Raw genomic sequence first — 18905 nt, 5'->3', positions numbered from 1 at the left:
CAGACTTCTTCCGCGGAGGGACCCTGGATTGCTTCGTCGCAAGGGCTCCTCGCAATGACGGAGGAAGGAGCGCGCGCCATGCCCTGCGATTTGCTTCCCGCGTCATCCGATGGCAGGAAGACGCAATCATCAAAAGCAGCCGCCAGCAAGATGCAGGCTGCACGGGAGGACACATGGCTATCCAGAAGACCGCCGCCGGAATCGTGAGCCCCTTCGACGGGCTCGACGTGCCCTGGCTCTTGAGGATGCGCGCCGAGCTGCGCAGCTCCCATCCGTTCCTGATCTGGGCGCCGTTCGAGGAGCCGGCACGGCACTGGAGCTATGGCGAATTTCACGAGCGCGTCGGTGCGCTCGCGGCGGGGCTGGCCAAGCGTGGCGTCAAGCCCGGCGAATATGTGCTCATTCACCTCGACAATTGCATCGAGGCGATGCTGGCCTGGTTTGCCTGTGTCGAGCTTGGCGCCATCGCGGTCACCACCAACACCCGCTCGGCGCCGGCCGAGATCGAATATTTCGCCGATCATTGCGGCGCAGTCGCCGCAATCACGCAGCCGGCCTATGCGGAAGTGGTCGCGCAGAACTGCCGCAACATTCGCTGGATGGCCATGACGTCGCATGATTCCGGCACGGCGCCCGCGCAGGCCGTCTCGTGCGGCGACCGTTTCGAGGCGCTGTTCGCCGACAGCGCCGACCGCCCGCAGCGCGCGACCGATCCGCTGGCGCCTTGCAGCGTGCAGTACACCTCCGGCACCACGTCGCGGCCGAAAGCGGTGCTGTGGACCCATGCCAATGCGCTGTGGGGCGCCAAGATCAACGCCGCGCACGAGGATCTGCATGCGAGCGACGTGCACCAGACCTACCTGCCGCTATTCCACACCAATGCGCTGGCCTACTCCATGCTGGCGACGCTGTGGGTCGGCGGCACCTGCGTGATCCAGCCGCGCTTCTCCGCCAGCCGGTTCTGGAGCGTCGCGCGCGCGCACGGCGCGACCTGGACCTCGACCATTCCGTTCTGCATGAAGGCCCTGCTGGAGCAGGAGATCCCGAAGGACCACAAATTCCGCCTGTGGGGCACGGCGATCAACGAGCCGCCGGCGTTTGCCGCGTTCGGGGTCAAGGTCATCGGCTGGTGGGGCATGACCGAGACCATCACCCACGGCATCGTCGGCGAGGTCGATCAGCCCAACATCCCGATGTCGATCGGCCGCGCCGCGCCGGAATACCAGATTCGCATCACCGACGACGACGGCCGGCCGACGGAAGTCGGCGGCACCGGCAATCTCGCGATCAAGGGCATTCCCGGCCTGTCGTTGTTCGCCGAATATCTGCACAACGAGAGGGCGACGCGCGAGAGTTTTGACGAGCACGGCTTCTTTCTCACCGGCGACCGCGTCGAGCGGCTTCCGAACGGCTACATCAAGTTCGGCGATCGCGCCAAGGACATGCTGAAGGTCGGCGGCGAGAACGTGGCGGCCTCTGAGATCGAGCAGGTGATCGCGGTGGTCCCGGGCGTGCGCGAGGCGGCGGTGGTGGCGAAGACGCATCCGATGCTGGACGAGGTGCCGGTCGTCTTCATCATCCCGCAGGGCGGCGTCGCGGGCGCTGCGCCCGACCTGCATGACAGGGTGATGGCCGCCTGCCGCAAGGGCCTCGCCGACTTCAAGGTGCCGCGCGAGATCAGGCTCGTCGACGACATGCCGCGCTCGACGCTGGAGAAGGTGGCGAAGGCGGAGCTCAGGAAGATGGTGGGGTGAAATTCGTAGGGTGGGTTAGCCGAAGGCGTAACCCACCAACTTCGTTCGACAAACGCGGAAGCATGGTGGGTTACGCCTGGCGCCTGCGCTTCGCGCAGCCGCGAGGCTAACCCACCCTACGGCATTTCGACTAGAACGATCCCAGCGCCACCGGCCTGAATGCCTGCAGCAGCTGCTGGTCGAGCTTGCCGCCCATGCCTTCCATCATCGTGAACGCGCGGGAGTGGGTGAAGGGCATGCGGTAGGCGCGCTTCTCCACCAGGGCGGCGTAGATGTCGACGATCGTCGTCAGCCGCACGATGTCGCTGATCTGGTTCGACGACAGACCGTTCGGATAGCCGGAGCCGTCGAGGAATTCGTGGTGATGCAGCACCACGTCCAGCATCTCCGGCGGGAAGCCGCCTTGTGCAGCGAGCGCTTCATAGCCGCGACGCGGATGCTGGCGCACCTCTTCCATCTCCTCGTCGGTGAGCTTGCCGGGCTTGTCGAGCAGCGCGGCGGGAACGAAGGCCTTGCCGACGTCGTGCAGCAGCGCGGCGCGGGTGAGGCGACGCTGGTCGTCCTCGCGCATGCCGAGATGCTGGGCGAAGGCGACGGCGAAGCCGGTGACGAACAGGCAATGGCGATAGCTGCCGACATGGTGGCAGCCGACCGTGGTCAGCCATTCGCGCAGCGAGGAATGCTTGATCGCCTTCAAAATCTTGCTCTCGGCCGCAATGACGTCGTCGAAGGTCAGGGGGACGCCGAGCGGCATCTTCTCGAACATCCTGACCAGCACCACGTGCGCCGCCTCGACGCCGCGGTTGAGCGTCTTGCCGCGATCGGTCGCGTCATAGGCGGCAGTGTCCGGGAAGGCGGCGCGGATGCGCTGCAGGATGGCCTCGGGCTGAAGCGGCCGCGAGATGGTGTCGGTGGCTCCCAACGCCCAGGCCTGCATAGTGCCGTGATGCAGAGCGTCCGCGAGCACGAACAGCCGCGGCATCGAGCGGTAGGCATCGCCGCGCAGCTTGTTGCGGACCCGCTGCACGCTCTCGGGCGAGCGCAGGTTGATGTCGACCACGAGGCCGGAGAGATCGCGCGCGGGCTGGGCGGGGATGGCCTCTGTCGTCACTGTCGAGACGTCGCCGACCACTTTCAGAATGCTGGCGAGCTCGCTGCTCTCGTCGCTGCGATCGGAGGCGAGCAGAAGCCGACGTTTGGCGGCGGATTTCGCTGAGGCGTTCATGACTTCCCCAAGGCACGGGACGGAATTTGGCGTCAGCCTAGGCCGGATCAGGTTCTCCGGCCCTTAAGAGGCGTGCTCAATGGAACCCTTAAGAGTCGCGCGCAATTTTAGGGATTTCGGTTCCAGGGCCGGAACAGCAAAGTGGCGAAAACAACCCCATGCGCAGAAAACAACCCCATGCACAGTAGGACGGCCATTGTAAATGCTGGGCTTTTTCGAGCGCCGGAGGAAGGCTATCGAGACAACAACGAGCTCATGCGCAAGGGCGTGTCGCGCGATCGAAATCATCCCGGCTAGAATGAACGCGAAACAAGAGGGGTGGGAAACCAATGCCCAAGATCAATCGGGACGGCGTCGGGATCTACTACGAGGTTCACGGCGAGGGGCCGCCGTTGCTGCTGACGCACGGCTATTCCTCGACCTCGGCGATGTGGCATGGGCAGGTCGATGCGCTCGCGAAGGATCACAAGCTGATCTTGTGGGACATGCGCGGCCACGGCCAGTCCGATTATCCCGATGATCCGAGCGCGTACAGCGAAGCGCTGACTGTCGGCGACATGGCGGCGATCCTCGATGCGGTCGGAGCGAAGCGCGCCATCATCGGCGGTCTCTCGCTCGGCGGCTACATGTCGCTCGCGTTCTATCGCACCCACCCGGAGCGGGTCCGCGCGCTGTTGATCATCGACACCGGTCCCGGGTTCAAAAAGGACGACGCGCGCGAAGCCTGGAACGCGCGGGCGCTTGCCACCGCTGACAGGCTCGACCGCGAAGGCCTCGAGATGCTGAAATCGGCGACGCGCGAGCGCGCCACCGCCAGCCATCGCAACGCCAGCGGGCTGGCGTTTGCCGCGCGCGGCATGCTGACCCAGCGCGATGCGCGCGTGATGGAGTTATTGCCCGAGATCAAGGTGCCCAGCCTGATCGTGGTCGGCGCCGACGACACGCCGTTCCTCGCCGCGTCCGACTACATGGCAGCAAAGATCCCCGGCGCACAAAAGGTCGTGATCCCCGCGGCCGGACACGCCGTCAACATCGATCAGCCCAAGGCCTTTGTTGACGCGGTCGCGCCTTTCCTGAAGAACTTGCCGGCACAGGTCGATCAAGCAAGGACGTAGGCGATGAAGCTGATGATGCTGGCTGCGGGAGCGATGTTGCTGTCGATATCTGCGCAGGCGGAACCGTTCGGCACCGTGCCGCCGCGCCAGCCCTTCGTCGCGACCTTGTCGAACAACACGCCGCTCGCCTTCGGCATGGATGCGGAGCAGACCGCGCGCGCCCTCGGCCAGCCGCTGCAATATGTCCGAGGGCGTCCCGGCAACGAGGTCTATCTCGCGCTGCGCAACATCGGCGGCAGCGGCCTGATCCCCTACCGTCACCGCCTGTTCCTGCAATTCCGTCACGGACGGCTGGCAGGATGGAAGGAGGACTACGGCGAGAACTGGATGTGGGAGTGAGTATTGCTCCTCATCCTGAGGAGCTTGCGCAGCAAGCGTCTCGAAGGATGAAGGTCCCGCTGAGGCGTCGAGGGCCTCTATCCTTCGAGACGCGCGCGAAGAGCGCGCTCCTCAGGATGAGGGGTGAGAGCCGAAATTACGGATCGAAGACCAATCAAGAAGGACAACCCGCGTGGGACAGGACATCAAACTGACGGCCTCCGACAATTTCCAGCTCGGCGCCTATCGCGCTGACCCCTCCGGCACTCCGAAGGGTGCGGTCGTGGTGATCCAGGAGATCTTCGGGGTCAATCACCACATCCGCTCGGTCTGCGATCGCCTCGCCAAAGAGGGCTATGTCGCGATCGCGCCGTCGATCTTCGACCGGACGTCGCCGAACTTCCAGTCGGGCTATTCACCCGACGAGATCGCGGAGGCGCGCAAGTTCGTCGCCAATCCGGATTGGGCCGCGATGCTGCGCGACACGCAAGCCGCGATCGATGCCGCGAAGAGCGTCGGCCCCGTCGGCATCATCGGCTTCTGTCTCGGCGGCAGCGTCGCCTTCGTCGCGGCGACGCGGCTGTCGGGGCTGAAGGCCGCGGTGGGCTATTACGGCGGCGCGGTCGTGCGCTTTGCCGACGAGACGCCGAAGGTGCCGACGCAGCTGCATTTCGGCGAGAAAGATGCCGGCATCCCGCTCACCGACGTCGAGACCATCAAGTCGAAACGGCCCGACGTCGAGGTCTTCATCTATCCGGGCGCCCAGCACGGCTTCCATTGCGACGAGCGCGCCAGCTACGACAAGGCCAGCGCCGACATCGCCTGGCCGCGCAGCGTGGATTTTTTCGCGAAGCATTTGAAATAGGGCGCGCGACTCTCTCCACCGTCATTCCGGGATGCGCCGCGAAGCGGTGCAGGCCCGGAATCCATCGGGCGTCAGAGCCGGTCGAGGAATGGATTCCGGGCTCGCGCTACGCGCGCCCCGGAATGACGAAGGAAAGGTTCGGGCTGAAACCTAGAACCAGCGCTCGCCGACGAACACGGTATCGCCCGGGCTGAGGGGGGTGCCGAGCGGCACGACGGCGCGCATGGCGCCGCCGTTCTCGGTATGCGTGATGGTGACCAGGTCGCGCTTGGCGCGCGGCGAGAAACCGCCGGCGATGGCGACGGCGCTCTCGACCGTCATGTTCGGCACGTAAGGATATTGGCCGGGCGCGAGGACCTCGCCGAGAATGAAGAACGGACGATAGGCCTCGATCTCGACCGCCACGGACGGCTCGCGGATGTAGCCGTTGCGCAGGCGCGCGGCGATCTCGCCGGCCAGACCTGCCGTGGTGCGGCCGCGCGCCGGCACGGCGCCGATCAGCGGCATGGTGATGGAGCCGCCGGCGTCGATCGCATAGCTGTTGGTGAGGCCTTCCTGGCCGTAGACCACGACGCGAAGCTTGTCGCCGGCGTCGAGATGGTAGGAGGTGCCATTGCGCACCGTCATCGGCGCGGCGTAGCCGATCGGCATGGGAGCAGGCGAAGCGGCAAAGGAGTTGCTGAGCGCCGCGATGGCGCCGCCGCCGTTGTTGGCAACCACGACCGGCTGCGGCGCGGCGTAAGGCTGGCCATAGGCCATGGAGTCGAGATCGGGACGAGGTTGCATCACCGCAACGGGACCGGTCGTCTGCATGCAGCCGCCAAGGACGAGCGCGGCGGACGCTGCCAAGGACGCCAAGTTCGACCATCGAAACGCGCGTGCAACCGGCACCGGACCCATCCCTCGAAACGAGACAGCTCCAGTGATGCACCGCTTATGGTTAATAAAGCGTTGAACGGGGGCTCTGGTGAACGGCGCCAGGCACTACGAGCGCGGTGCGCCCCCTCGCCCGCTTGCAGAAGAGGGTTGAGGAGAGGTGTCTCCACAAAGGGACCATCCCCCAGAGGAAAGAGCCCTCTCCCGCAAGCGGGGGAGGTGTAGCGAATCCGGAGCTGGCTTACATGCTCACGCCGACGTCAATCGACACGCTGCGGGAGCCAGCTCTGTTACGCGGCCCGTGCGCGGCTCAATCCCGGGAATAGCCGATCAACGGCTTGCGCGGGCGGAACAGGATCATCAGGAGAATGCCCAGAATGCCGAGCACGGCGAAGACCGGCTGATCCAGCACGAGGCGGATCACCGAAGTCCAGAGCCAGGGCGCCTTGGCCTCGACCCAGGTGCGAAACGCCGCCTGGCTGGCCTGATTGATGTCGTTCCAGAACTGGCCGAACCGGGTGAACCTGAGGGTCTGGTCGGCCACCCAGCGGGCGCCGTCATAGACCATGAAGATGAACCCGCCGGCGAGCAGCAACAGCCCAATCAGTCGGAAAAAGCCGCGGATCATGCCTCACCTACGATGGTCGTCCGGTCGGATGACCTCCTGGAACATTGCCAGCCAATAGCCGGACGACGGCAGAAATTCAACCTCTTCAGGGCGTTACAGCTCCGTCCAGGCCGTCAAAGGCCGGATTTCCAGCTCCCGAAAGCGTTGACGGTGCCAAAGACCCTCTCTATAAGGGCGCCAATTGGCGGTGGGCGCAATCCTGCCGCCGCTGTTCTTTGAGCAGTTGCAGGCACCTTGAGCTTGAAGCCACTCTCGAGCTTGAAGACTCTTTGGAGCCTCAGAGACAGCCGCAAGGCCGTCGCTCATGTTCCAGGAACGGCCCAGCAACCGAACACCCTAAATCCGAGCGTCGATTACGCGGTCAAGCAAGCCGGCGCTACCCGACCAAGACGCGACCGGTACCCGCAAAGGACATTGAGACCATGGCCAATACCACTTCCGCCAAGAAAGCGACGCGCAAGATCGCCCGCCGCACCGCCGTCAACAAGTCGCGCCGCACCCAGATGCGCGGCGCCGTGCGCACCGTCGAGGAAGCCATCAAGACCGGCGATCGCGCCGCTGCCGTGAAGGCACTCGCGTCTGCCGAGCCTGCTCTGATGCGCGCCGCCCAGCGCAACATCATTCACAAGAACAACGCCAGCCGCAAAGTCTCGCGCCTCACCGCGCAGATCGCCAAGCTCGCCAAGTAGTCTCGCGAAGCAATCTCGCGACATCATCTGATCGGTCGATCCGGTCAGCGCGTCAAACAGCCCGGCATCGCGCCGGGCTTTTTTGTTGACTGTCATATTCAAGCAAGCGGTCAAGCGACGTTCGATCGTGGACGCACCGTCTGCGTTATCTTGCCGACGGCATGCAGCAGCGGAAGCTTCACCGCGTTGCAAAAACCCCTGCGCCGCGGGCTCGAATTGAATCGGCGGCGACGAGAGTTCTGCACACCGTAGATTCACTGGACCGCGTGTGCCGTGGAGTTACCCTGCAAAACGAGTCTCGAAAAGCGATGCACCAATAATCACTTATCAACATAGCAGCGACAAGCATTTGGAAAATTCGCTCACACGTCGGGCGCGTGACGAATTTGTTAAAAAATTTTGGCGGTGGCCGAAAATTGTCACACGCCGCGCGACATTCTCGATTCTGTGCACGGATTCAAAAACTTGCTTCGGAGCCTGTGAACAACCCGCGCGCGGCGTTAACCGAGGTCAAGTTTTTTGACGCCTCAAGTGTGAATCAATTTCGTTGCGAGTCTTTCCGCTTAGTGTATTCCTTAAGTCGTCAGCGGCGCCCACGATCTTCAGACCAGAGCGGTTTAGGAAACGGGGCGAACGTGCAAATCGGCGGCGGTGTGCACGTAGGCGACGCTTCAACAAGCGATGTGGTTCAAAACCCATAGCAGTATGGGAATGGTAGCTGTTTGTCTGAATGTCTCCAAGCGGGATCTTCTCGCTCGCGCCCAGCGCAACAGGAGAGACATCGCAATGCTATCCCGGCGCGCAAGGTGGCGAAGTCGAGCGGACGACAAGTACATTGGGCAGGCATCCGCGACAGGAGTACGGCGCGGTTGTCTTCAGGACACGCAGGACCCTGTCGTGAGTGATCACGGCAGGACGGGGAGGTATCATGTCTTACGGACTCAACGCGGTATTGAAGCACGTTTCCTATTCCAACGATGCCGTTCCAGCTCCGTCGGATCTCCCGCCTCCCGCGTGTGACGAAGCGCCGAGTACGCGCTGACCTCGCGACCCCTCCATCCCAGACATCGCTGATCTGACTTGCGGCGTCCGCGCCGAACGGTCGAGCCGTGCCTGACGATGGACTCGCTTGAGGTCGCGCCACTTCAGGGACCGTGGCAGGAACCCTGCATGGCGCTCACAACGCAACTATATCTCTCGAGAGAAGTTTTCTGACGATGACAATGGAACAGGATCGCTGGTCACGCGTGAAGGGTCGGCTGCGCTCGAGCGTTGGCGAGGACGTTTACACGAGCTGGTTTGCACGCATGGATCTGGAAGGCGTGCAGGACGAGAGCGTGCGGCTCTCGGTGCCGACGCGTTTCCTGAAGAGCTGGATTCAGGCGCACTACGCCGAGCGCGTGCTGTCGTGCTGGCAGGCCGAGATGCCGGAGGTGCATCGCATCGATCTCACCGTTCGTTCCGCTGTGCGCCCGGTGGTGCAGACGAAAGATGTGCCCGCGCCGGTCGAGGCGCGCCGCGCGCCGTCGCCGGAGCTGCGCTCGACCGCGACCGCGCCGGTCTCGGCCAATCACGACGCGCTCGGCGGCTCGCCGCTCGATCCGCGCCTGACCTTCGCGAGCTTCGTCGTCGGCCGCTCCAACACGCTGGCGCATGCGGCCGCGCGCCAGGTCGCCGAGGGTCGCCGCGGCGACCCCGTGATGTTCAACCCGCTCTACATCCATGCCGGCGTCGGCCTCGGCAAGACGCACCTGCTCCAGGCGGTAACCTGGGCCGGCAATTCCGGTAACGAGCGCAAGGTGCTTTATCTTACCGCTGAAAAATTCATGTACGGCTTCGTCGCCGCGCTGAAGACGCAGACGGCGCTGGCCTTCAAGGAAGCGCTGCGCGGCATCGACGTGCTCGTGATCGACGATCTGCAGTTCCTGCAGGGCAAGTCGACGCAGGCCGAATTCTGCCACACGCTGAACGCGCTGATCGACGCCGGCCGCCAGGTCGTGATCGCTGCCGACCGTCCGCCGTCCGACCTCGAAAGCCTCGATGACCGCGTGCGCTCGCGTCTCGCAGGCGGGCTCGTGGTCGAGATGGGCTCGCTCGGCGAGGAGCTGCGCCACGGCATCCTCAAGTCGCGCGTCGCAGCTGCCCGCGCCCATCATGCGACGTTCGAGGTGCCGGAGGAGGTGCTGCACTATCTGGCGCGCACCATCACTCACAACGGCCGCGACCTCGAAGGCGCGATCAACCGCCTGCTTGCGCATTCCAAGCTCAACAACCGGCCGGTGACGCTGGAGATGGCTGAGCACGAGGTGCGCGACCTGGTCCGGCCGCAGGAGCCGAAGCGGATCAAGATCGAGGATATCCAGCGCGTGGTGGCGCGGCAGTACAATGTCAGCCGCTCCGACCTGTTGTCCTCGCGCCGCACCGCCAACGTGGTCCGCCCGCGCCAGGTGGCGATGTATCTCGCCAAGACTCTGACCTTGCGCTCGCTGCCGGAGATCGGCCGCCGCTTCGGCGGACGCGACCACACCACCGTGCTGCACGCGGTGCGCAAGATCGAGGCGCTGGTCTCCAAGGACACCGCGCTGTCGGAAGAGGTCGAGTCGCTGAAGCGCCAGCTTCAGGAGTAAGGGCCTACTTCTTTGGCCTCTCCCCGCCTGCGGCGGGTCAATCGTCGAGGAGGCTCGCGCACACCGGTGGCCCCACAGCGTCATGGCCGGGCTTGTCCCGGCCATCCATGCCCTTCCCTGCGGCACCAAGAACGTGGATGCCCGGGCATGACGGCTTGAGACAGCCGAAACTGCCTGTAAATCGTGGGGAACTGGCGCCAATCCCTTGAATCCGGGGGCCATCCGGGCCACCTTGCGCGACCCTGACGGCTTTGGTCATATCGGGTGGATGATCCGGCTTCTCGGGGTCTTCGGTGCCGTGGCGTGCGTCCCGCCGCCCGGCCTTCTCAACGCTGTGTTTTCCTTGGGGATCGGGCGAGTAGTGCAATGAAGGTTACGGTCGAACGCGCGCAACTCCTGAAGTCGCTGGGCCATGTCCACCGCGTGGTCGAGCGCCGCAACACGATTCCCATCCTCGGCAACGTGCTGGTTCGTGCCGAGAACGCGAAATTGTCGCTGAAAGCGACCGACCTCGACCTCGAGGTGACGGAGACGCTGCCGGCGGAAACCGCGACCGCCGGTTCCACCACCGTGCCGGCGCACATGTTCTACGACATCGTGCGCAAGCTCCCCGACGGCTCCCAGATCGTGCTGGAGGCCGACGGCGACCGCGCCGTGCTGGCGATCCGCGCAGGCCGCTCGCGCTTCACGCTGCAGACGCTGCCGGAAAACGATTTCCCGGATCTGGCCGCAGGCGACATGTCGCACTCGTTCTCGCTCGCCGCCAAGGACGTCAAGCGGCTGATCGACCGCACCCAGTTCGCGATCTCCACCGAGGAGACGCGCTACTACCTCAACGGCATCTATCTGCACGCCGCCGGAACGCCGAAGGCCGCCACCCTGCGCGGCGTCGCCACCGACGGCCACCGCCTCGCCCAGCTCGACCTGGTGCAGCCCAAGGGCGCCGAGGGCATGCCCGGCGTGATCGTACCGCGCAAGACCGTCGGCGAGGTGCAGCGCCTGATCGAGGATACCGACGCCGAGATGACGATCGAGCTGTCGCAAGCCAAGATCCGCTTCACCATCGGTAACGTGGTGCTGACCTCGAAGCTGATCGACGGCACCTTCCCCGACTACGGCCGCGTCATCCCGCAAGGCAACGACAAGGAGCTCGTCGTCGACAAGAAGGATTTCGAGAACGCGGTCGACCGCGTCTCCACGATCTCCAGCGAGCGGGGACGGGCGGTCAAGCTGTCGCTGTCGGCGGGCAAGCTGGTGCTGTCGGTGACCAACCCGGATTCCGGCAGCGCGACCGAAGAGCTGGAGGTCGAATACGCCTCCGACGCCCTCGATATCGGCTTCAACTCCCGCTACCTCCTCGACATCGCCGCCCAGATCGAAGGCGACGTCGCGACCTTGAGGCTCGCCGACCCCGGCTCGCCGACGCTGGTGCAGGACCGCGACGACAAGAGCGCCCTGTACGTGCTGATGCCGATGCGGGTGTGAGACCTACCAACATCCCGACCTATCAACTACATCCGTCATGGCCGGGCTTGTCCCGGCCATCCACGTCTTCGGAGTCCAAGAACGTGGATGCCCGGCACAAGGCCGGGCATGACGAAAAGCGGATCCCATGACCCCCTCCCGCATTCATCGCCTGACGCTGACGCATTTTCGCAATTATCGGGCGGCGGGGCTCGAGACGGCGGCTGACATGGTGGCGCTGGTCGGGCCGAACGGGGCGGGCAAGACCAATTGCATCGAGGCGATCTCGTTCCTGTCGCCGGGGCGCGGCCTGCGGCGGGCGACGCTGGAGGACGTTGCCGACAACCAGAGCGACGGCTCCTGGGCGGTGTCGGCGCAGGTCGAGGGCGCGCTGGGGCTCGCGACGCTCGGCACCGGCATCGACGCGCCGCGCGCCGACAGCGCCGTGAGCCGGCGCTGCCGCATCGACCGCGAGCCGGTGGGTTCGGCCAGCGCCTTCGGCGATCACATCCGTATGGTGTGGCTGACGCCGGCGATGGACGGGCTGTTCATGGGCGCAGCCTCCGAGCGGCGGCGCTTCTTCGACCGCCTGGTGCTCGCCATCGACAGCGAGCATTCCAGCCGGATCAACGCACTCGAACGTTCGCTGCGCTCGCGCAACCGCCTGCTGGAGACGCGCAACTACGACGACCATTGGTGTGACGCGATCGAGCGCGAGACGGCGGAGCTTGCGGTCGCGGTCGCGGCAACCCGCGGCCAGACCGCGGCAAGGCTCACCGGCATGCTCAACGCGCGCGCGCAGGAATCCGCCTTCCCCTCGGCGCAGATCGCGCTCGACGGCTGGATGGAGAACGCGCTGCTGACGGAGACCGCGACCTCGGTCGAGGATCGCTACCGCCAGATCCTGCGCGACAACCGCCCGCGCGATGCGATTGCCGGCCGCACCACCGACGGCCCCCATCTCACCGACCTCCAGGTCGTCTATGCGCCCAAGAGCATGCCGGCGCGCGATGCCTCCACCGGCGAGCAGAAGGCGCTGCTGATCGGGCTCGTGCTGGCGCATGCGACGCTGGTCGCCGAGATGACCGGCATCGTGCCGCTGCTGCTGCTCGACGAGGTGGTCGCGCATCTCGATCCGAACCGCCGTGCGGCGCTGTTCGAGGAGCTGAAGAAGCTTGGTGCGCAGGTGTGGCTGACCGGCGCCGATCCTGCCGCCTTCGCCGAGATCGGCGCGGGCGGCGAAGTCTTTGACGTCGAGAGCGGACGAGTCTCGGCCCGAAGGTAGGCCGCCATATTGAACCCGCTTGTTTGCGGCCACGACTAGCTGCTTGTGGCTGCAAGCAGCGGCCATCGCGCAGGATTTCAGACTGGCGCGATATCCTTCGCGATATCCTTGGAGCATGAGCATGGCGACGGTGGGGCGTGGGGCGCAAGCTCCGGCACGATGGCAGCTTGTTGCGTGCGGTCTCGCTCTCTTCGCGAGCTGCCTGCTCGCGGCCAGCGCCGGCGCCTTCGTGTCTACCCTGCCGCCGCTATTCTCGGCCGCGCTCACGCTCGATCCCGCCGCCAGGTTGCCTGCGCCGACCCGCTACAGCTATCGTGGGATCCACACCACCGTGATGCCCGGCCTCGAAGAGCCGCTCCGGACCCGGCTCGAAGCCCGCGTGCCCGCGGCGCTCGGCGACGTCCTCGCCTTCTATCGAACCGAGCTTCGAAAGCTCGGTTGGCAGGAACGGCAGGACAACGCGACGGTCACCGCCGATCGCGCGCGCCTCGCCTTCGTCTCCCCGATCGGGCCGGCAACGCTGGAGCTCGAGCGCAAGGACGGCAGCACCGCGGTGCATCTCGTGCAGAAGAATTCCGATGTCGCGACCCGGACGAACGTCCTGCCCGAACCCGGCCAGGCCAAGCTGGTGTTCAGCAATATCGGCGAGACCGACGCCGTGCTCGAGATCAACGAGCGCACCATCCCGCGCCCCGCCGGCGCCAATGCCGTCGCGCTGGACCTGCCGCCCGGCAAGTATCCCTACGCACTGAGCGTGCCGAGCCGTCCGGCCACCACGAACATGCTGACCGTCGCAGCCGGCGATAGCTGGGAGCTCACGGTCGGACGCGACGGAGTGGCGTGGCCGCCGCTCCAACTGTATTGAGCTCTGCCTGCGCGCACCGCGCAGCTCCTGCGCCGCCTGTTGAACCTGGCCGGTTCCTGCAGCGACTTCTCGTCTGAGGCCGCGCCGATGATGTCGCAGCCTGCAATTGCGCGGACATGAAGCCGCGCCCAAATCCGGAGCTTTGACGATGCCGATGATCCGGCGCGGGGCGCAAGCCCCGGCAAGATGGCTGCTGCTTGCCTGCATTCTCGCGATGGCGAGCGCCCCACATCCCGCGAGCGCGGCCGACGAAGGCATCGTCGACGTCCATACCCTGCCGCGGCTGGACGGCGCGGTGGAGGATACCTCGCACCCGGACACCTACCGTGTGACGTACACCGTGCCGAGCGGGGTTGCCGCCGCGTCGGACGCGACGAAGAAGCTGCTGAGCGCGGACGGCTGGGTGCCCTATGTGTATCCGCTGGACGAGAAGAGCTCCACGCTGACCTTCAAGAAGGGACGGCAGGGGCTCCGTGCCTCCTTCACGCAGGCCCGCGGCCAGTCCGCGGTGTCCTACACGCCGAACCGAATCTATTCCAACGTGCCGTTTCCGGACGGCGCGACCGAACTCGTGTTCGACGAGACACGGCCCTATCTCGGCTGCATCGCGCCCGGCGCGCTCGATGCGACCTCGGCCTTCTTCGCCAAGGAGATGGCAACGATGGGCTGGCGCAAGCTCACGCCCGAGACTGCGGCACGCTGGCCGAACGCCGATCTCGCCGAAACCGTCCCGAACGGCATGCGCGTCTTCTACGACCATCCCGATGGCGACACGACGCAGTTTTACAAGCAGAAGCCGGTCATGCTGACCCTGACGCGCCGCGACGACGGAAGGACCAATGCCGAAATCCGGGTGGCGCCGTTCGCCCTGCCGCAGGCGCTTCAGGCCGACGACGACATGGCCGGCCTGCCGCGCCCCAAGCCGACCAAATCTGCGCGGAGCCTCGGCGGCGCGAGCTCCAACAAGCGCGAGATCTCGGCGGCCGCGATAGCCGAGCTGCCCGCCGTGCTCGCCTTCTATCGTCGCGAACTCGCCGCACGTGGCTGGCAGGAGGATGGCGGTGCGCCCCTCGCACCCGGCGACGAGGTCGCGATCAGGATTTCCTCGGCAGAGGAAACCGCCGTGCTGCGGCTCGGCCACAAATACGATTTCACCATGATCAGCCTGACCGCACAGGTAAAGGACTCCGCGCTTGCCGCCCGCGCCAAGGCGAAGAAGGAGGCCGATGAAAAATTCCTTGGCGACGCGTTGAGCGCGGCCCAGCAGCTCATTGCCGCTGATGAGGCCAGGCGCAAGGTGCAGGCGGCTTCCCTGTCCGATGCGCCGCTCAATGCGCGCGCCGACAGCAAGACGCCGGTGCCGCTGCCCGAGACCGCCGAGGGCGTGACGTTCGAGGGCGGCGACGGCCGGCTCGAATTCTCGTCCACGTCGACCGTGAAGGCGCTCGGCATGTTCTATCGCACGACGCTGAAGAGCTTGGGCTGGAAGGAGCAGCCCTCCGTCATCAACCAGCCCAACATGGCGGTGATGACGTTCTCCAGGGGCGGCAAGTCGATCTCGATGACCGTGATGCAGATGGGCCCGAAGGTGAATGTCCGCGCCAATGGATCGGGTCTGATGACGGAAGCGGCCAAGCCTGCGCCCGGCGCGGAGGTGGAGGTGCAGGCCAAATCGTCCGAGCCGCTCAAACCCGATCCCGAGTCCCAACTGCCCGTGCCGACACAGCGTTCGCTAAAATCGTTCGCCACCACAAAGATGCCGGGCAGCGAGGCGCCGTTCCGCCGCGAACTGACGGCCAGCATCCCGGCACCGCTCGGCGACGTCCTCGCCTTCTACCGTGCCGAGCTGTCCAGGCTCGGCTGGCAGGAGAAGACCGACGGCGCGACTGTGTCCGCAGAACGCGCGCAGATCGACTTCACCTCGCCACAAGGCCCGGCCGTGCTCAAGCTCGGCCGCGCCAAGGGCGAGACCACGGTCGATCTAGCGCAGAAGAATTCGGATGCCGCGGCCAAGGCCGACATCATGCCGAAGGCAGGCCAGGCGCGGCTTATGCTCGGAAACATGGGACCGAACGAGGCTTCGCTGACGATCAACAAGCAGACGGTGAAGATCGCGGCCGGCGTCGGCGGCCCGCAATCGTCGAAAGGCCCGATGCTCGACCTGCCGCCCGGCAAGTACCAGTACGCGCTGCGGCTGCCCGGACGCCCGGCCCGCACCGAAGCGCTGACCGTTGCCGCCGGCGAGGCCTGGGGCCTCCTGGTGGGGCCAGGCGGGGACGTGCTGCCGCTTCAGATGTACTGAGGCGACACCAAGCCGGTGCGCCTCTCTCCCGCTGGCAGGCTTGCGGGAGAGGTGCCCCGAGCCGGTGGCCCGACCGACTTCACCAGGAACCCGGAACCGCCGTTCCCGACCCGCAAAATCCACGTCTCGCGGAACCCAGAACGAGCCCGCGAATCGGGCTTTTTGCAGTGCCGGAAATCGACCTCCAAGAGCCTTGAAAATCGGCCTAAAAACCCCATCTGATCAAAGGGTTGCCGGGAGATACTTTGCGCTAGGCGCAAGCGGTCTTTCATGGCACAAATAGCCCCGCAAATCAGCGCCTTTTGCGCCGCTGATTCGGGCGACATCTCGAAGGCCTCTCATGACAGAACCTGCTCGGCAGCCTGCTGCCGAAAACGAGCCCTCTACCGCGAGCGAATACGGGGCGGAATCGATCCGCGTGCTCAAGGGTCTGGACGCCGTCCGCAAGCGCCCTGGCATGTATATCGGCGACACCGATGACGGCTCGGGCCTGCACCACATGGTCTACGAGGTCGTCGACAACGCCATCGACGAAGCGCTCGCGGGCCATGCCACGCGGGTCGAAGTGATCCTCAATTCCGACAATTCCGTCACCGTGCGCGATGACGGCCGCGGCATTCCCGTCGACATCCACAAGGGCGAAGGCATCTCGGCGGCCGAGGTCATCATGACCCAGCTGCACGCCGGCGGTAAGTTCGACCAGAACTCCTACAAGGTCTCCGGCGGCCTGCACGGCGTCGGCGTCTCCGTCGTCAACGCGCTGTCGAGCAAGCTCGGCCTGCGCATCTGGCGCGACAACAAGGAGCACTATATCGAGTTCGCCCACGGCGATGCCGTCGCACCGCTGAAGGTGGTCGGCGACGCGCCGGGCAGGCGCGGCACCGAGGTGACGTTCCTGGCCTCGACCGAGACCTTCAAGAACATCGAATATGACTTCGCCACGCTCGAGCACCGCCTGCGCGAGCTCGCCTTCCTCAATTCCGGCGTCAACATCGTCCTCTCCGACATGCGTCATGCGGTCGAGAAGCGCGAGGAGATGCACTATTCCGGCGGCGTCGAGGAATTCGTCAAATATCTCGACCGCAACAAGAAGGCGATCGTGCCCGCGCCGATCATGGTGCGCGCGGAAGCCAACGGCATCGGCGTCGAGGCCGCGCTGTGGTGGAACGACAGCTACCACGAGAACGTGCTGTGCTTCACCAACAACATCCCGCAGCGGGACGGCGGCACCCATCTGGCCGGCTTCCGCGGCGCGCTGACGCGCCAGGTCAACGGCTATGCCGAGGCCAACGCCAAGAAGGAAAAGATCGCGCTGACCGGCGACGATTGCCGCGAAGGCCTCACCGCCGTGCTGTCGGTGAAGGTGCCCGATCCGAAATTCTCGTCGCAGACCAAGGACAAGCTGGTGTCCTCGGAAGTGCGCCCCGTGGTCGAGAACGTCCTCAACGAGGCGCTCCAGGCTTGGTTCGAGGAGCACCCGGGCGAAGCCAAGATGATCGTCGGCAAGGTGATCCAGGCCGCGGCGGCGCGCGAAGCCGCACGAAAGGCGCGCGAGCTGACCCGCAAAAGCCCGCTTTCCGTCTCCTCGCTGCCCGGCAAGCTCGCCGACTGCCAGGAAAAGGATCCGGCCAAGTCCGAGCTCTTCATCGTCGAGGGCGACTCGGCAGGAGGCAGCGCCAAGCAGGGCCGCAACCGCGAATTCCAGGCAGTGCTGCCGCTGCGCGGCAAGATCCTCAACGTTGAACGCGTCCGTCCCGACAAGATGCTCTCGTCGGAGCAGATCGGCACGTTGATCACCGCGCTCGGCACCGGCATCAGCGACGAATTCTCGATCGAGAAGCTGCGCTATCACAAGATCATCGTGATGACGGACGCCGACGTCGACGGCGCTCACATCCGCACGCTGCTGCTCACCTTCTTCTATCGCCAGATGCGCGACATCATCGACGGCGGCTATCTCTATATCGCCCAGCCGCCGCTCTACAAGGTCAGCAGAGGCAAGTCCGAGCAGTACCTGAAGGACGAGCGGGCACTGGAAGACTATCTGATCGACACCGGCCTCGACGACTGCGTGTTCCTTCCCGGCGCCGGCGGCGATCGCACCGGCCGCGACCTGCGTTCGCTGGTCGACGATGCCCGCGTCGTCCGCAGCGTCTTGCGCAATTTGCACAGCCGTTACAATCGCAAGGTGATCGAGCAGGCCGCCATCACCGGCGTGCTGAACAAGGCGATCTACGGCGATCCGGAGAAGGCTGCGGCGGCGGCGCAATACATCGCGAGCCGGCTGGACAACCAGGCGGAGGAGGTCGAGCGCGGCTGGATCGGGCAGTATGTGGAAGGGCAGGGCTTCCAGTTCGAGCGCACCGTGCGCGGCGTCAAGGAAGCCGCCGTCATCGACGCCGCCTTCCTGGGGTCCGCGGAGGCGCGCAAGCTCGACGAATACACCGTGAAGCTTCAGGACGTCTATGCCCGCCCCGGCAAGCTCAGGCGGAAGGACGTCGAGCACATGGTCTACGGTCCGGTCGACCTGTTCGAGGCCGTCACCGACGCCGGCCGCAAGGGCGTCACGCTGCAGCGCTACAAAGGTCTCGGCGAGATGAACCCGGAGCAGCTCTGGGAGACCACGCTCGACACCGACGCGCGTTCGCTGCTCCAGGTGAAGGTCAAGGAGGTCGACGAGGCCGACGACATCTTCACCAAGCTGATGGGCGACGTGGTCGAGCCGCGCCGCGACTTCATCCAGGAACATTCGCTCAGCGCGACGATCGATATCTAGGGCTCGCTGCTTCCACGGCGTCATGGCCGGGCTTGTCCCGGCCATCCACGTCTTGCTCCGCGGAACAAAGAACGTGGATGCCCGGGACAAGCCCGGCATGACGGCAGCACCAATCC

Annotated in this window: 14 protein-coding genes; 11 read left to right on the top strand and 3 right to left on the bottom strand. The window is 65.4% G+C overall.

The genetic code is table 11. The annotated features are described in order from the left end of the window. The first annotated feature begins 173 nt into the window (after positions 1-173). Positions 174-1754, top strand: a complete 1581-nt coding sequence (locus H1B27_RS06205; RefSeq protein ID WP_197965371.1) for an AMP-binding protein — start codon at positions 174-176, stop codon at positions 1752-1754. A gap of 130 nt (positions 1755-1884) precedes the next feature. On the opposite strand, the gene H1B27_RS06200 is transcribed toward H1B27_RS06205, so the two are convergent. After that, a complete protein-coding gene (locus H1B27_RS06200) occupies positions 1885-2979 on the bottom strand; it encodes an HD domain-containing protein (RefSeq protein ID WP_197965370.1) in 1095 nt (364 codons plus the stop codon). A gap of 329 nt (positions 2980-3308) precedes the next feature. On the opposite strand from H1B27_RS06200, the gene H1B27_RS06195 reads away from it, so the two are divergent. The 3 genes from H1B27_RS06195 to H1B27_RS06185 all read left to right on the top strand — a co-directional run bounded on the left by H1B27_RS06195 (position 3309) and on the right by H1B27_RS06185 (position 5277). Continuing rightward, positions 3309-4094 carry an alpha/beta fold hydrolase gene (locus tag H1B27_RS06195; RefSeq protein ID WP_197965369.1) on the top strand — a complete coding sequence of 262 codons (786 nt, stop codon included), beginning with the start codon at positions 3309-3311 and terminating at the stop codon, positions 4092-4094. A gap of 3 nt (positions 4095-4097) precedes the next feature. Next, positions 4098-4433: a hypothetical protein gene (locus tag H1B27_RS06190; RefSeq protein ID WP_197965368.1), complete on the top strand. Its 336-nt coding sequence runs from the start codon at positions 4098-4100 to the stop codon at positions 4431-4433. Positions 4434-4605: 172 nt separating this feature from the next. Next, a complete protein-coding gene (locus tag H1B27_RS06185) occupies positions 4606-5277 on the top strand; it encodes a dienelactone hydrolase family protein (protein WP_197965367.1) in 672 nt (223 codons plus the stop codon). 150 nt (positions 5278-5427) lie between these two features. Here the strand turns inward: H1B27_RS06185 and H1B27_RS06180 are convergent, their stop codons facing one another. Then, the gene (locus H1B27_RS06180) at positions 5428-6168 is read right to left on the bottom strand and encodes a polysaccharide biosynthesis/export family protein (protein ID WP_197965366.1); all 741 of its coding nucleotides are present in this window, start codon (positions 6166-6168) and stop codon (positions 5428-5430) included. A gap of 295 nt (positions 6169-6463) precedes the next feature. Beyond that, the gene (locus H1B27_RS06175; RefSeq protein ID WP_028178126.1) at positions 6464-6781 is read right to left on the bottom strand and encodes a hypothetical protein; all 318 of its coding nucleotides are present in this window, start codon (positions 6779-6781) and stop codon (positions 6464-6466) included. A gap of 422 nt (positions 6782-7203) precedes the next feature. On the opposite strand from H1B27_RS06175, the gene rpsT reads away from it, so the two are divergent. From rpsT to gyrB, 7 genes are all read left to right on the top strand, one after another. Next, positions 7204-7470: a 30S ribosomal protein S20 gene (gene rpsT, locus H1B27_RS06170; RefSeq protein ID WP_028178125.1), complete on the top strand. Its 267-nt coding sequence runs from the start codon at positions 7204-7206 to the stop codon at positions 7468-7470. 1217 nt (positions 7471-8687) lie between these two features. Then, complete coding sequence (dnaA, locus tag H1B27_RS06165; protein ID WP_061879881.1) at positions 8688-10097, top strand: chromosomal replication initiator protein DnaA; 1410 nt, start codon at positions 8688-8690, stop codon at positions 10095-10097. 366 nt (positions 10098-10463) lie between these two features. Next, a complete protein-coding gene (gene dnaN / locus H1B27_RS06160; protein ID WP_131870366.1) occupies positions 10464-11582 on the top strand; it encodes a DNA polymerase III subunit beta in 1119 nt (372 codons plus the stop codon). A 127-nt stretch (positions 11583-11709) separates the two neighbouring features. Next, entirely contained in the window at positions 11710-12846 is a 1137-nt protein-coding gene (gene recF / locus H1B27_RS06155; RefSeq protein WP_197965365.1) for a DNA replication/repair protein RecF, read from the top strand. A gap of 121 nt (positions 12847-12967) precedes the next feature. Next, the gene (locus H1B27_RS06150; RefSeq protein ID WP_197965364.1) at positions 12968-13711 is read left to right on the top strand and encodes a hypothetical protein; all 744 of its coding nucleotides are present in this window, start codon (positions 12968-12970) and stop codon (positions 13709-13711) included. 148 nt (positions 13712-13859) lie between these two features. Beyond that, entirely contained in the window at positions 13860-16013 is a 2154-nt protein-coding gene (locus tag H1B27_RS06145) for a hypothetical protein (RefSeq protein ID WP_197965363.1), read from the top strand. A 340-nt stretch (positions 16014-16353) separates the two neighbouring features. Further along, complete coding sequence (gyrB, locus tag H1B27_RS06140) at positions 16354-18789, top strand: DNA topoisomerase (ATP-hydrolyzing) subunit B (protein WP_197965362.1); 2436 nt, start codon at positions 16354-16356, stop codon at positions 18787-18789. Positions 18790-18905 lie beyond the last annotated feature (116 nt).

The organism is Bradyrhizobium diversitatis, assembly GCF_016031635.1.
GTDB classification, from domain to species: Bacteria; Pseudomonadota; Alphaproteobacteria; order Rhizobiales; family Xanthobacteraceae; genus Bradyrhizobium; species Bradyrhizobium diversitatis.
This window is presented reverse-complemented; position numbering and strand designations above follow the sequence as displayed.